General features: G+C 40.4%; 14 protein-coding genes and 1 riboswitch. Of the genes, 7 read left to right on the top strand and 7 right to left on the bottom strand.

Features of this window, described 5'->3' with window-relative positions; translation table 11 throughout:
* The 5 genes from C6Y02_RS19650 to C6Y02_RS04215 form a co-directional block, all read left to right on the top strand.
* On the top strand, window positions 1-965 hold a 965-nt coding region (locus tag C6Y02_RS19650; protein ID WP_317615141.1), incomplete at its 5' end, for a pre-toxin TG domain-containing protein.
* 19 nt (window positions 966-984) lie between these two features.
* The gene (locus C6Y02_RS04230) at window positions 985-1,311 is read left to right on the top strand and encodes a hypothetical protein (RefSeq protein WP_106030721.1); all 327 of its coding nucleotides are present in this window, start codon (window positions 985-987) and stop codon (window positions 1,309-1,311) included.
* Window positions 1,312-1,387: 76 nt separating this feature from the next.
* Complete coding sequence (locus C6Y02_RS04225) at window positions 1,388-1,696, top strand: hypothetical protein (protein ID WP_223256479.1); 309 nt, start codon at window positions 1,388-1,390, stop codon at window positions 1,694-1,696.
* 200 nt (window positions 1,697-1,896) lie between these two features.
* Complete coding sequence (locus C6Y02_RS04220; RefSeq protein WP_106030720.1) at window positions 1,897-2,379, top strand: YxiF family protein; 483 nt, start codon at window positions 1,897-1,899, stop codon at window positions 2,377-2,379.
* Window positions 2,380-2,707: 328 nt separating this feature from the next.
* Window positions 2,708-3,901 carry an MFS transporter gene (locus C6Y02_RS04215; RefSeq protein ID WP_106030719.1) on the top strand — a complete coding sequence of 398 codons (1,194 nt, stop codon included), beginning with the start codon at window positions 2,708-2,710 and terminating at the stop codon, window positions 3,899-3,901.
* Between the two features lie 39 nt (window positions 3,902-3,940).
* On the opposite strand, the gene C6Y02_RS04210 is transcribed toward C6Y02_RS04215, so the two are convergent.
* The 3 genes from C6Y02_RS04210 to C6Y02_RS04200 form a co-directional block, all read right to left on the bottom strand.
* Window positions 3,941-4,843, bottom strand: coding sequence for a shikimate dehydrogenase (locus C6Y02_RS04210; protein ID WP_034660559.1), 903 nt, complete (start codon window positions 4,841-4,843; stop codon window positions 3,941-3,943).
* An 18-nt stretch (window positions 4,844-4,861) separates the two neighbouring features.
* A complete protein-coding gene (locus tag C6Y02_RS04205) occupies window positions 4,862-6,043 on the bottom strand; it encodes an MFS transporter (protein ID WP_106030718.1) in 1,182 nt (393 codons plus the stop codon).
* A gap of 432 nt (window positions 6,044-6,475) precedes the next feature.
* Entirely contained in the window at window positions 6,476-7,498 is a 1,023-nt protein-coding gene (locus C6Y02_RS04200) for a LacI family DNA-binding transcriptional regulator (RefSeq protein WP_106030717.1), read from the bottom strand.
* Window positions 7,499-7,758: 260 nt separating this feature from the next.
* Window positions 7,759-7,838, top strand: a riboswitch (glycine riboswitch).
* Window positions 7,839-8,000: 162 nt separating this feature from the next.
* On the opposite strand from C6Y02_RS04200, the gene C6Y02_RS04195 reads away from it, so the two are divergent.
* Window positions 8,001-9,347 carry an amino acid permease gene (locus tag C6Y02_RS04195; protein WP_034660556.1) on the top strand — a complete coding sequence of 449 codons (1,347 nt, stop codon included), beginning with the start codon at window positions 8,001-8,003 and terminating at the stop codon, window positions 9,345-9,347.
* A gap of 48 nt (window positions 9,348-9,395) precedes the next feature.
* On the opposite strand, the gene C6Y02_RS04190 is transcribed toward C6Y02_RS04195, so the two are convergent.
* Both C6Y02_RS04190 and C6Y02_RS04185 read right to left on the bottom strand, forming a co-directional pair.
* Entirely contained in the window at window positions 9,396-10,076 is a 681-nt protein-coding gene (locus C6Y02_RS04190) for a DUF3169 family protein (protein ID WP_106030716.1), read from the bottom strand.
* Window positions 10,073-10,279, bottom strand: coding sequence for a helix-turn-helix transcriptional regulator (locus C6Y02_RS04185; protein ID WP_034323321.1), 207 nt, complete (start codon window positions 10,277-10,279; stop codon window positions 10,073-10,075). The genes C6Y02_RS04190 and C6Y02_RS04185 overlap by 4 nt, the downstream gene beginning before the upstream one ends.
* 170 nt (window positions 10,280-10,449) lie before the next feature.
* On the opposite strand from C6Y02_RS04185, the gene C6Y02_RS04180 reads away from it, so the two are divergent.
* Window positions 10,450-11,073, top strand: coding sequence for an NUDIX hydrolase (locus tag C6Y02_RS04180; protein WP_034660554.1), 624 nt, complete (start codon window positions 10,450-10,452; stop codon window positions 11,071-11,073).
* 11 nt (window positions 11,074-11,084) lie between these two features.
* Here the strand turns inward: C6Y02_RS04180 and C6Y02_RS04175 are convergent, their stop codons facing one another.
* Complete coding sequence (locus C6Y02_RS04175; RefSeq protein ID WP_095285585.1) at window positions 11,085-11,567, bottom strand: DUF4188 domain-containing protein; 483 nt, start codon at window positions 11,565-11,567, stop codon at window positions 11,085-11,087.
* A 4-nt stretch (window positions 11,568-11,571) separates the two neighbouring features.
* Window positions 11,572-12,123 (bottom strand): PadR family transcriptional regulator, encoded by a 552-nt coding sequence (locus C6Y02_RS04170; RefSeq protein ID WP_106030715.1) that lies wholly within the window; start codon window positions 12,121-12,123, stop codon window positions 11,572-11,574.
* Between the last annotated feature and the right edge of the window lie 191 nt (window positions 12,124-12,314).

Raw genomic sequence — 12,314 nt, 5'->3', positions numbered from 1 at the left:
CTTGGTATGAAAAAGCACTCGACTATGGCGGAAATATCGTGAATGAACTGACTGGCGTGAACGATGCAAAACGCGCCGCAACAGGCGTTGATCCAATCACAGGGGAAGAACTCACCGCAGGACAGCGAGTCGCCGCAGGCGGCATGGCAGCGGCAGGTTATATCCCAATCGTCGGCTGGGCAGGACGCATTTTCAAAGGTGGGAAAGCCGTTTATAAAACGACTCAAGCCACCTCAGCCGCAATACGAGCAGTCGACATCTACAAGACCTCGCAAAAATCCTTTGATGCCTTAAAAACATCCCAAAAAGGCTTATATGGTCTCACCGCAACAAACGGCTTCAGTGAAGCGACTACTGGGCGAGACATGTTTGGAAATAAGGTCTCGAAAGAACAGCAGGAAGCGAGTATGAATGCGGCACTTGGAATGCTTTTGCCGTTTGGTAAAAAGAGTATCAATGGTAGTGTGGGGATTGGTGAACAAAAAGTTGCTGAGAAAGTAATAGCAGAAAGAACCAAGGGATTAGATTTAAGGAAGCACCCTATACAAAGAAAGCAGTTAAGCGCTAAGAAGATGAAAGAGCTGAAAGAAAAATTTGAGAATAGGACGATTACGAAATTAGAATATGAAAATTATAAATGGAATAAAAAGTTTGCTAAACATAGAAACACGGGTGTGAATGAGTTTTGGTATCAGGAACGTCAAAGGATATTGAATAAAGAGGATCCAACCAGGAACTGGGATAAGCAGCAATTAAATGATATTCTAAATGGTAAGAAGCCTAAAGTAGATGGAAAAACTGTGCAAGGGCACCATTCTTATAGTGCATCACAATATCCACATTTAGCGAACAAAGGTGAAATTATATATCCAGCTACACCAAATGAACATTTTAATGGTTGGCATGGAGGTAATTGGAAGAACAGTCTGCCTGGAGAAAGAATTAAACCTATTGACGATTTCTAATCTATGGAGGAGAAACTAAATGCCTAAAATGAAAATGCGAATAGAAAAAGATGATGAACAAATCAAATATATCACGATTCTAAGAAAACATACGGATAAAAGTATTTCTGAAATAAAAGAAGTAATGGATAAAAATGATTTTATTTTATCTTATAATCTATTAGATATTGATGAATTGAAAGAGATGAAAAACATTATAAGTTTACTAGAAAAAGCTGGAGCTAAAATGCATATTTATGAAGATAATCGAGAGGTTAGTGTCGAATTTTTAGATAATCTTATTGAATCTTATTTAGATACAGAAAGATATCTAGAAGAGGTTGATGAGCAAATAAATGAAGATTAAATTTTGAGGCTTTTGAAACAGATGACGAGTTGGACCGAAGTATAAATGATGCAATGCGTAAAATAGGAGGTGTTTGGTGTTAAAAGATCATCAGCCAGTTGTTCAAGATTTTTTCTCTTTTTTGAAGAATGATTTACTTGAGGTATTAGAGTGTTTATCTAATAGAGAACCATGGCAAGATCATATAATAGGGTATGAACTTCCAGAGCATTCAGAGGATATTGAATTTAATACTGGGGTAATGATATTTATGAACACGGCGTCTTATCATGAAATCATAATGGACACTCCAGATTTCTATAGTGCTTGGAAGAGATTTGTATGGAGTATGTTGCTGAAATTCCAGAACAGAAGACTCAAGTTTATTTACTTATGGAAAAGGTAAAGACTATTCTAAATTTGTAAAAAACTTTTACTAACTGAGTAAACCTGCTATGAGATTAAAGTTAATTTATCTAATTAGCTCCGAAAAGCACTTAGTTGTTTTATTAAGCAACAAGTGCTTTTTTGTTATAAACAAGAAATTGGAAGATGTACAGTATACCAACTATATAAAAAATAAGAAAACCAAGAAGGTGATCCCGTATGAGTGATAACCAAAAACCAAAAATCGAAACCTTAAAAAGAAAAAGCAGAAGAAAACACTTAATGAACGAATTAAGCTATATGACACTGCCAGAAAATCCATTTTTAGATATAGAAGAAAATCAATTATATTGTCAGAAGGTATTTACTTTCCTTCAATCGAGAGAAGATAAAATTCAAATACACGGAAACCACTATCGAGAGCATATTGAGAAGTCTACACACATGTTAAAGGAAATGGTCAGCCAGGTGAAAGTAACTCCTACACAAGGTAGATTAATATTTTTTCGAGAGCATGAAATTGAAGCGGTTTTATTGAACTTGAATGAAGTTTTTAGCCATTTAAACCAGCTTCTTGAGCAAACGAAATTTTTAAGTGGATACGGAGATTTTATTTTAGTCGCAGAGGATTTTTGTTTTGGTTTATGCATAGAGAGAACGGAATATTATTACGAGTTTAGTACGTGGGGGCTAATATCATGAATTTATTTATGATGCCTCCAAAACGACAATGATTAAAAACTATATCCATTATTAATAATCCCTCTGCATTTCCCAGGGAATATTCGCTACAGCATTCCCCTCAAATTTAAGCAATTCACTATCATTACCTTTCACATTCATATAAAATAAGAGAGTGAAAAATTGAAGAAATGCTTGATACATGAAGGGCATGTAAGCTGTGAGCTGCATGACATGATGAGATGTATGAACGTGAAGGCTGCAAAGCTGTTCTTCCTCACATATGAGATCTTGTAAGCGTAACCATTATTTGTCACTTCATTGCGATGGTGTTGAGGGGTGTGTCAGGATGAGAAATCCGTATGTGAGAACGGCTTCTAGTCTTTATATCAATTATTTTTTATTAGGTATGGTCAATATTATTTTGGCTTCAAATATGCCATTTTTAATCAAACAGTTAGATACCAATAGTGCGGGAATTAGTTATATGATTTCGGCGCTCGGCATTGGCAGGGTGCTCACGTATGGTCTATCGGGCGTGCTGTCAGATCGTTTTGGGCGAAAGCCGGTCATTTTGGTTTCGGGTGTGCTGATGGCGGCGTTTCTCATCGGAATCCCATTGTCTCCGAATTATCAAATTGCGTTTGCGTTTGCGATTTTGGCAGGGGTGGCGAATTCGGCGATGGATGCAGGAACGTATCCAGCGTTAATGGAGGCTTTTCCTCAAAACTCGGGATCTGCGAATGTGATGGTGAAGGCCTTTATCTCGATTGGGGCAACCATCCTACCACTGGCGATTTTCTTTTTAGCAGAGCATAATTTGTTTTATGGGATGGCATTTTTTGTTCCTGCTCTGATCTATCTTGTGAATGTCTTGATGCTGTGGAGCTTGCCATTTCCGAATCATCGCAAGGTGGAGCAAGTCCAGGTAACGGAGCATGACGGACTTCCGCGCTTCTCGATAGAGCCTACGTTTTGGAGAGAAGGGATTGCACTCATTGTGATCAGCTTTACATCAAATGGGCTGTATGCGTTGCCGCAAATTTGGCTGCCTACTTACGGTGAGACCATATTGGGGATGGCTTCAGGGAGTGCTGTGAAGCTGCTTAGTTACTATAGCATGGGCGGGCTGCTGTCTGTCTTATTGCTCGCATTTCTTTTGCGACGTTTTGTCCGTCCAGTCACTGTGCTGCTGATCTATCCAATCATTACACTTGTCTCCATCTGTGTCCTATTGGTCGTGAAATCCCCGGTCATCGGAACTGTCAATGCCTTTGTATTGGGATTCTCAACAGCCGGTGTTTTTCAGCTGACGTTAACGGTGATGGCTGAATTCTTCTGGAAGAACAAAGGAACGATGACAGGGATTATCTCCACAGCCGGCGGGGTGTCGGCTATTGTCATTCCGGTCGTAACAGGTTTAATTGAAAGTCACTCGACCATTTTACAAATCTTTCTGTTCGATGCGGTGGTGGCAGTTGTCGCTATTATCGGTGCACTGTATATTCTGTATCGATACCGCCAAATCATGGTCCATGAATAAAAAAGACGACCTCCGCTCAGGAAGTCGTCTTTCTTTTGTTTAGAAACGGTCATTTTCAAAAAGAATTTGTTTCACTTGATCAACTGGCATATCTTCACCAGTAAAGAGTTTGTAAGCAAGTGCACCTTGCCATAGCATCATGCCAAGACCGTTAATGGTTTTGGCACCAGCTTCCTGTGCTTGCGCAAGGAGCTTTGTTTTTTGCGGGTTATATACGACGTCTGTCACGATTAAATCTTCACGCAGGACATCAAGCGTATCATCGATGATGCTGAGCTGATCTAGTGGTTTCATGCCAAGGCTTGTCCCATTTGCTAAGATTGCACTTTCAGCTACTTCACGGCGGAAAGCGTCTTTGTCTTCAAGTGGGAAAATGTTCGCTTTGACACCAAATGATGTCATTTCGTTGTTGATGTAATTTACATTTTCTTCTGCTTGAACAAAGTATTGATCATTACGAGCAAAAATACTAATTTCACGAATACCTGATTGTGCAAGCTGAATGGCAATCGGTGTTGCAGCTCCGCCAGATCCGACTAGTGTGACCTTTTGACCAGCTAATTCAACGCCATGTTCAATCAAGTTTCTCACGTAACCAAGACCATCTGTGTTGTAGCCAATCAGTTTGCCATCTTTGTTTACGACGGTGTTACTTGCACGTGTGTATTTTGCAGAATCATCTAGTTCATCTAAGTAGTCTAGCACTTTCATTTTGTTCGGCATAGAAACGTTAAACCCAGCTGCACCCATTGCTTTCATACCGTTGACAGCTGCTTCTAGTTCCTCATTCCCTACTTCAAATGCGAGGTAAGCGTAGTTGATTCCTGTTAGTGTATAGCCAAGGTTATGCATACGTGGTGACAGGCTGTGTCCGATTGGTGTAGCAAGAAGGCCTACTAATTTGGTTTTTCCATCAATATTACGTTCATGTATGTTTGTCATGATTGACATCTCCTTTAATTATCTAAACAATTTTTTCATGCGTCCAAGAACAAAGACCGCTAACAATACGCTAATAACCGCAATGATCATATCGAAAAATAACGTCATTTTAATATCGTACGTGCTGACCAACCCACTTGTAATGAGCGGCACAAGAATAAACGCTGAGCTTGCCGCAATGTTGACGTATGATGAAGCCGTTGCTTTGTTTGTAGGGAATAATTTCATCATAATACTCATTGCCAGCTGGAAGATCCCTGCTGTAAATAATCCTAAGAAAAAGGTGCTGACAATGACAATGCTATACGTTTCAATTTGAAATAGTGAAAGCATGGCAAGAAATGCTCCAACTGGATAAATGATTGCGACCATAATCGGCGAAATGAATTTATCTAATACAATTGAGAGCAGTAGTACTGACACAAGGGCACCAATACTAAAATAAGAAAGAAGCTGTGTCGCTTGTCCTGCGCCAAGCCCAATCAATTTCAATCCGAGCTGTGGAAGCCACGTTTGCCATACGACAAACAATGCAGTAGACGTGAATCCCATGAGCACGACGGCTAAGCCTTCACCCAACATTTTAGGTTCTTCCTTCATTTGTTCCTGCACTGGAAGGTCATCTTGTGAAGAGACTTGCTTATGGTTCGGGAACGGCATAAAGATCAAGTAAACCCCTACAAGTAAATAAAGAAGTCCTAGTCCAAAGAACGCCCAGCCCCAGAAGATGTCATGTGCAATAAGGAACGCCAAGATAAATGGAAGAACAGTCGCTCCAATTGAAACGGACGCCTTCACTAAAACAGAAGCTGAACTTGCCTTTTTAGGAAATGATTCTGTCAAAGCGGGATATGTTCCCGAATCAAGTAATGAGTTTGCAATCCCGGCTGAAATCGCAAAGATAAATGCCAATGTATAATTCGTTGTCGTTGGAATACCGATTAAGAATAATAAGTAAAGAAAGTTCCCTGTAATAATGACAGGCTTACGTCCCCAGCGGTCTGCTAACCGGCCAGAGAAAAAGAGAGCAATCAGTTTACCAATTCCGATCGCCGATACAAGCAAGCTGATTTTCGTAATATCCACATGGTAGCGTTCAGATAAGCTATTCATATTGGACGCTACAATGATATTGATCATGCCGAGCATGAAGTAATTTAAATACATGCCGAGTGATGATTTAATATAAGGATTTTTCATGTTCCCACTCCTATATTTGCAACCCTTTTAGGGTTAAATTCTTTGTATGTCGGTTGTTCTTTCTATGAATGTACATAAAGCCCATCACAACACCCCTTATGTGATTGATGTAAAATAATGAATATTCATCTGTTCTTCAATTAAGTACATCGTTCTACTAAAATATAAAAATAAAAACAGCCTTGATAAGAAAGTGAATCTTCATAATTTGATCAGAATCAGAAAAGTCCACTTTTAACTGATGTTGAATAAAAACAACGATACACAGAAATAGGTATAACGATATACTAAAAGAAGCAACGAGATAAATATACTCCTGTGTTTAAAATGTGTCAAGTTTATGACTTTGTGATTTAAAAAAAGAAAAATGAAACAAAGAAATGATTGACTTACTCAATAAAAAAAGAGAATTGCTGTACACAATTCTCCTTTTCACAATGAGGTAGAGGTTTCTCTGATATGAAGTTGAGGCTTTAAGATCAATCGCTGTAGCTCTTCATCCTGCTCGTTCATTTTATGATATAAAAGGTTCGCTGCTTTTACCCCGATGGACCGTGGGAATGAAGAGACAGTGGTGAGCGGCGGGTGATACATTTCCGCTTCAGGGATGTTATCGAATCCAACTACATCGATATCTTCACCAGGCTTGATGTCACGTGATGTCAGTCCTTGAATGACCCCAAACGCAACTAAGTCACTAAAACAAAAAATAGCGGTAGGAGGATCGGGCTGATCGATGACTTGGGCGAGTGCTTCTTTCCCGCCTTCACGAGTCGGTTCCATATCAATAATAAGAGATTCATCAATTGTTAGGTTTGCCTCGTCGTGGGCTCTTTTGAACCCTTTCATTCGGTCAATCCAAGTCGAGGAGGACTTGATGCCGCCTAAAAAGGCAATGCGCCGATGTCCCTTTTGAAGAAGATGATGGACCGCCATCCAAGCGCCTTGTTCATAATCAGCACCGACATAGTCACAATGCACATCTGCTAATTCACGATTTGCCAGTACTTTTGGGGTGCGAATTTGATTTAATTGTTTGACCGTCCGAGCAGAGCTTTTCGAAGCTGGGTTTAAAATGATCCCGCCAACTCGGTGCTCTACCATGGTGGAAATGAGCCGTTCCTGCTTATCGACACTGTCAAAGGTTGTCCCAAGTAAAACGGTATAGCCCAGTGATTCAAGTGTGGTTTGCACGCCGATTAAAAACTCAGAAATAAACGTGTTTGAAATATCCGTGACAATCACACCTACAATATTTGAACTTTTTGACCGCATGTTAGCAGCGACGCGGTCATACACGTATCCTAATTCCTCCATAGATTGCAGGACCTTTTTTCGAGTGGCTTCAGAGATTCTTGGGTTGTTTCGAACAACGAGTGAGGCCGTTGAAGTCGATACACCGGCATGACGGGCGACTTCCTGTAATGTGACACGCTGTTTGTTCATTTTTTTCATTATCTTCACCAACTTCAATGGATTGCCTAACTTGGTTCATGGTCAGGATGGATTTCTCCATCAAACGAGCCGAACATCTTTTGATTTATTATACCTTAATGAGGGGTGTTGATGAAGTGATGTCAGGTAGAGTGACAGAAATCATAAAAGATTTCCATTGACAGCTTTCTTCTAGAGGCGTAAAATATGAAATTATTCAGAAATAGCAACATTTTAAGTAAATAACGAAGGCTATGATTGCTGTGGGTCACACTATGGCAGGAGCAGCTTCTGGAGAGACCGCATGTATGTGCGGCGCCGAAGGGTTCACAATCTCAGGCAAAAGGACAGAAGAGTACGAAATATTGTATTTGTAATGCATGGATGACGCCGTGTATTGCTTTTCTCTATTTTGCTATTCTTTTATGACCGTGAGATTGGAGCGCATCCAATCTCTTTTTTTATGGACTTTTTGAGGGTTCATTATTTCAGTATAAGATCGTGTCGTAGGAGGGCGTTAGCATTGGAACAACAAGAATTAAAACGAGATTTATCAAACCGCCATGTTCAGTTGATTGCAATTGGCGGAACCATTGGAACTGGGCTGTTTTTAGGCTCTGGAAAGGCCATTCAATTGGCAGGTCCATCGATCATTTTTGCTTATTTAATTGTCGGAATGGCGATCTTTTTTGTCATGAGGGCACTTGGTGAATTACTCTTATCGAAGGCGGGCTATCAGTCATTAACCGATATTGCAGAGGACTATCTCGGTCCTTGGGCTTCCTTTGTGACAGGGTGGACATATTGGTTTTGCTGGATTATGACAGCGATGGCGGATGTCATTGCTGTCGGAGTGTATGTGCAGTACTGGTTTGACATCCCGCAATGGATTCCTGCCATCATTTGTTTGTTGATTTTACTAGGGTTTAATTTATTAACGGTGAAGCTTTTCGGAGAAATGGAATTTTGGTTTGCGTTGATTAAGGTCATTACGATTCTATTACTGATCGGCGTTGGAATTGTCCTTTTAATCATGGGTTTTCAAACAGATGCAGGTCCGGTGACGGTAACGAATCTTTGGTCACACGGCGGATTATTCCCGCATGGTGTCACAGGCTTCTTACTGTCATTCCAGATGGTAATCTTTGCGTATGTGGGAGTGGAACTAGTCGGTGTGTCCGCAGCAGAAACAGCCAATCCGCAAAAAAACATCCCGTCTGCGATTAATAAGATTCCATTAAGAATTCTATTTTTCTATGTGGGTGCCATCTTTGTTTTACTATGTATCAACCCATGGACTGAGCTCAGTGCATCAGAAAGTCCTTTTGTGAAAACATTTGGGCTGATTGGGATACCAGTAGCAGCGGGACTTATTAATTTTGTTGTCTTAACGTCTGCGGCTTCAGCTTGTAATAGCGGTATGTTCTCAACAAGCCGTATTTTATATAATCTCAGTCATCAAAAACAGGGACCAGCTTCCTTTGGACGTCTGAACAAGCACGCTGTTCCAAGTAATGCACTATTCGTTTCAACGATTGTGGTATCGGTCGGTGCTCTTTTAAGCAAGCTGATTCCCGAACAAGCCTTTGGTATTGTCACAACCATCAGCGCCATTTGTTTCATTTGGGTATGGAGTATTATTTTAATTTGCCATTTGAAATATAAAAAAACACGGCCTGAACTGCATGCGGCATCTACTTTTAAAGCACCGTTCACACCTTTTGTGAACATTTGTGTTCTTGTGCTCTTTGCTGCCATTCTTGTGATCATGCTGTTTGCGGATGCAACACGTCCGGCGCTCTTATTAACACCGGTTTGGTTTGGTTTCTTATTATTGATTTATGCACGAAAGAAACGCCGTGCGTCATAATGGACGGAAAAAAGCACAGCCTTTGCATTAGGCTGTGCTTTTGTTCATTTAACGATTTCTAATCCTGAACATATAATTTGCATTCAAAATGATTAAAACAAGTCCAATCACCATGATTGAGAAGAGCTGAGAGTGATTGGCCCCAAGGGAATACACCATCAAAATAAACATGGCACCGATCAACAGGATATTCATCAATTGATATGTGTGAAACAGTCCGCCAAGCATCACATGCTTTTCACCTTCGTCAGAAATAGCGAGCAGCTTTTTACTATAATCTTTGTCAGATGGGCTTGGTAGGTTGCGATTAGGGTAGACAAGCTTTAGAACGGATATCGCTACATAAGAACTGATAATGGTGACGATAAATAAAGTAACATTGACCAGAATCAGCCAAATAGGCTGCTCGGTTACGATGGCCATACCGATGGCAATAATGGACAAAATGGTACTCACCGTATTGGCTAACGTCAAATCAGTAAAGGTTCGATACTGTTTTGCTTCCAGTTCATCCTCCTCATCACCAGATACCGAAAGTGATACTCTTTTTTTCATACGTGAAATCCCTGAAAAACAATAAATAATCAATAGAATCGTCAATCCGCTGATGACAAGAGTCGCTTCGAATGCAACATCAAGAAGTGTCATCTCAAATTCGGCTGCCAGCAGACAGTAAGCGCCGAGAAAGCCAAGGAGAGCACCTAAGAGCATTTTGTATACAGTTTTCATGTGAGTTCATCCTCCTCGAATAGAAAAATACGTTCAATGGGTTCCTGAAAAATTCGTGAAAGCTTAACAGCGAGCAAGAGAGACGGCATTAATTCATCTCGTTCCATCAAGCTGATGGTCTGACGAGAAACCTTTGCACGCTTTGCAAGCTCAGTTTGGTTCAACCCATCACGCGCACGAAGCTCTTTTAGCCGATTTTTCATTCTGTCACCTCAACTTTGATCGAAATCTTTCTTTGATTGTAAAGCATTGTATTCAATTTGACAAGTATAGTTGTCAAATTGATAAAAATAATTGTCAGAAAGATCATCTTTAATCAAAAGGTGAACCATGATACGCTAAAGGAAAGAGAAACAGAAAACAGGTGATGTCCGTGTTCATTGACCAATTAAAAAATGACTTACATCAATCACAACCGTTATTTATTGGAGAAGAGACAGCGTTCAAAGCTGCGGTCCTTGTCCCTTTGGTGCAAGTAAACGGGGAATGGCATATATTATTTGAGGTGCGATCGCTGACCATGAGAAAACAGCCGGGTGATATTAGCTTCCCTGGTGGCAAACTCGACGGCAGCGAAACAGCACAGGAAGCTGCATTGCGGGAAACATATGAGGAGCTGGGCATTCCGCCAGAATCGGTGGAGATTCTTGGACAGCTCAGTCCTTACATTGCTTCTCCATCCTTCGTGGTCTACCCATATGTCGGGATCATTGATGAACAAAAAGTGAAACACTCCTTCAATCAAGAAGAAGTAGAAGAGACCTTTACCGTGCCTCTATCATGGCTCAGCCAATATGAGCCGTACTTACATCATGTATCCGTTCAGCCAACACCAGGTGAGGATTTCCCTTATGAAAAAATCATGAATGGTGAGAAGTACCGCTGGGGGAGCCGATCGATAGAGGAATGGTTTTATGATTATGAAAACTACACCATTTGGGGATTAACAGCCCGCATATTAAAGCATTTTGTGACCGTTGCAAAAAGAAATTCCTAGAGATTCGCTCTCTAGGAATTTGTTGTTTTCAGCCGTTCTTTCGCTGTTTGTTTTCCTTTACCAATTGGAATAGGAGCTCTCGCTTGGCTCAGTCCGTAGGAAGGCATGTTCATATAGACGGATTCATACGAGCCGGCTTGAATTTGATAGGTTTCATGATAAATGCCCACTGCGTCATTGTTCTGAGCCTTCTGATGGAAGTTCTTCCAAGCCGCCAAATGTTTTTCCATCTTCGCATAGGCAAGGAGGTCATCTGTTGATTTCCAATATTGGATCATCGCTGTCGTGCGTAAGCCAAAGTAATTCTCTGTCCCGAGGAAACCAAGCTCATCTTGATGGGTATACAGCTCTTTGATCATGCCAGGCATCGCCATGAACACAGGCAGCCATTGATGAACTGCCCAGCGTTTGTTAATCCGCATGCCGATAATGAACACAACAATCGAGTCAGAATTCTCTGTTGTAAACCTGCCAGCACGTATGTCTTTTTTCATTCATTTACCCTTCCTTCTTCATCAAATGGGATGTTTCCACGCACCAATCAATTCCCGCTTGAGCCACTCTTTTTCCGTAATCTAAAGTAAACAGCCAATACTTCGCATCCGCTTCATCTGGATAAAGCTCTTGAATGTTTTCTTCAATCGAAACATAGGTCTCATAACGGATACGAAGCTGCCTTTCATAATCCTGTAGAAGCACCAGCTTTTTCTCAAACGAAAGATATTGTCCAAAGAATAACTTTAATAACACTTCATTTCGTTCTGCTGGTAACTGATCGAGGGGCTTTGCCAGCCATTGCCTTAACGTCTTCAGCCCTTTTTCAGTCAAATGATATTCCCGCTTGTCTGAGCGGCCAGACGTAGAAGCGGGTGAAACCTCAGCAAGACCTTCCTCGACTATAAACTTTAAAGCTGGATAAATTTGTCCATAACTAATTTTCCAAAAATGATGCAAGCTCTTATCAATTAATTGCTTCACTTCGTACCCTGACTTACAATCTGTCGTTAAAATACCTAAAATTGCATACGTCGTATCATTGTATTTTTTCATATCAGCACACCTATCCAAAAGATATATCAATTAGATATATAATAAATTTGAAATGAATAAAAAGCAAGAAAATAATAATTGATAGATTTATATTTTTGAAATACAGGAGATAAATCATAAATATGGTAATATATACTTGATGTGTAAAGTGCTTGCGCATCTATTCATAAAAGAATGGAGGGTGTACAAAT

It is taken from the genome of Bacillus sp. NMCC4, from assembly GCF_002998555.1.
Taxonomy (GTDB): Bacteria; Bacillota; Bacilli; order Bacillales; family Bacillaceae; genus Bacillus.
Note: the sequence above shows the minus strand (reverse complement) of the source record. Positions and strands in the feature narration are given on the sequence as shown.

What these genes read in the sequence shown, in the direction of transcription:
- C6Y02_RS04215 (WP_106030719.1), top strand. Translation starts at nt 2,708, where the DNA reads ATGAGAAATCCGTATGTGAGAACGGCTTCTAGTCTTTATATCAATTAT.
- C6Y02_RS04220 (WP_106030720.1), top strand. Translation starts at nt 1,897, where the DNA reads ATGAGTGATAACCAAAAACCAAAAATCGAAACCTTAAAAAGAAAAAGC.
- C6Y02_RS04200 (WP_106030717.1), bottom strand. Translation starts at nt 7,498, where the DNA reads ATGAAAAAAATGAACAAACAGCGTGTCACATTACAGGAAGTCGCCCGT.
- C6Y02_RS04230 (WP_106030721.1), top strand. Translation starts at nt 985, where the DNA reads ATGCCTAAAATGAAAATGCGAATAGAAAAAGATGATGAACAAATCAAA.
- C6Y02_RS04175 (WP_095285585.1), bottom strand. Translation starts at nt 11,567, where the DNA reads ATGAAAAAAGACATACGTGCTGGCAGGTTTACAACAGAGAATTCTGAC.
- C6Y02_RS04190 (WP_106030716.1), bottom strand. Translation starts at nt 10,076, where the DNA reads ATGAAAACTGTATACAAAATGCTCTTAGGTGCTCTCCTTGGCTTTCTC.
- C6Y02_RS04185 (WP_034323321.1), bottom strand. Translation starts at nt 10,279, where the DNA reads ATGAAAAATCGGCTAAAAGAGCTTCGTGCGCGTGATGGGTTGAACCAA.
- C6Y02_RS04205 (WP_106030718.1), bottom strand. Translation starts at nt 6,043, where the DNA reads ATGAAAAATCCTTATATTAAATCATCACTCGGCATGTATTTAAATTAC.
- C6Y02_RS04170 (WP_106030715.1), bottom strand. Translation starts at nt 12,123, where the DNA reads ATGAAAAAATACAATGATACGACGTATGCAATTTTAGGTATTTTAACG.
- C6Y02_RS04210 (WP_034660559.1), bottom strand. Translation starts at nt 4,843, where the DNA reads ATGACAAACATACATGAACGTAATATTGATGGAAAAACCAAATTAGTA.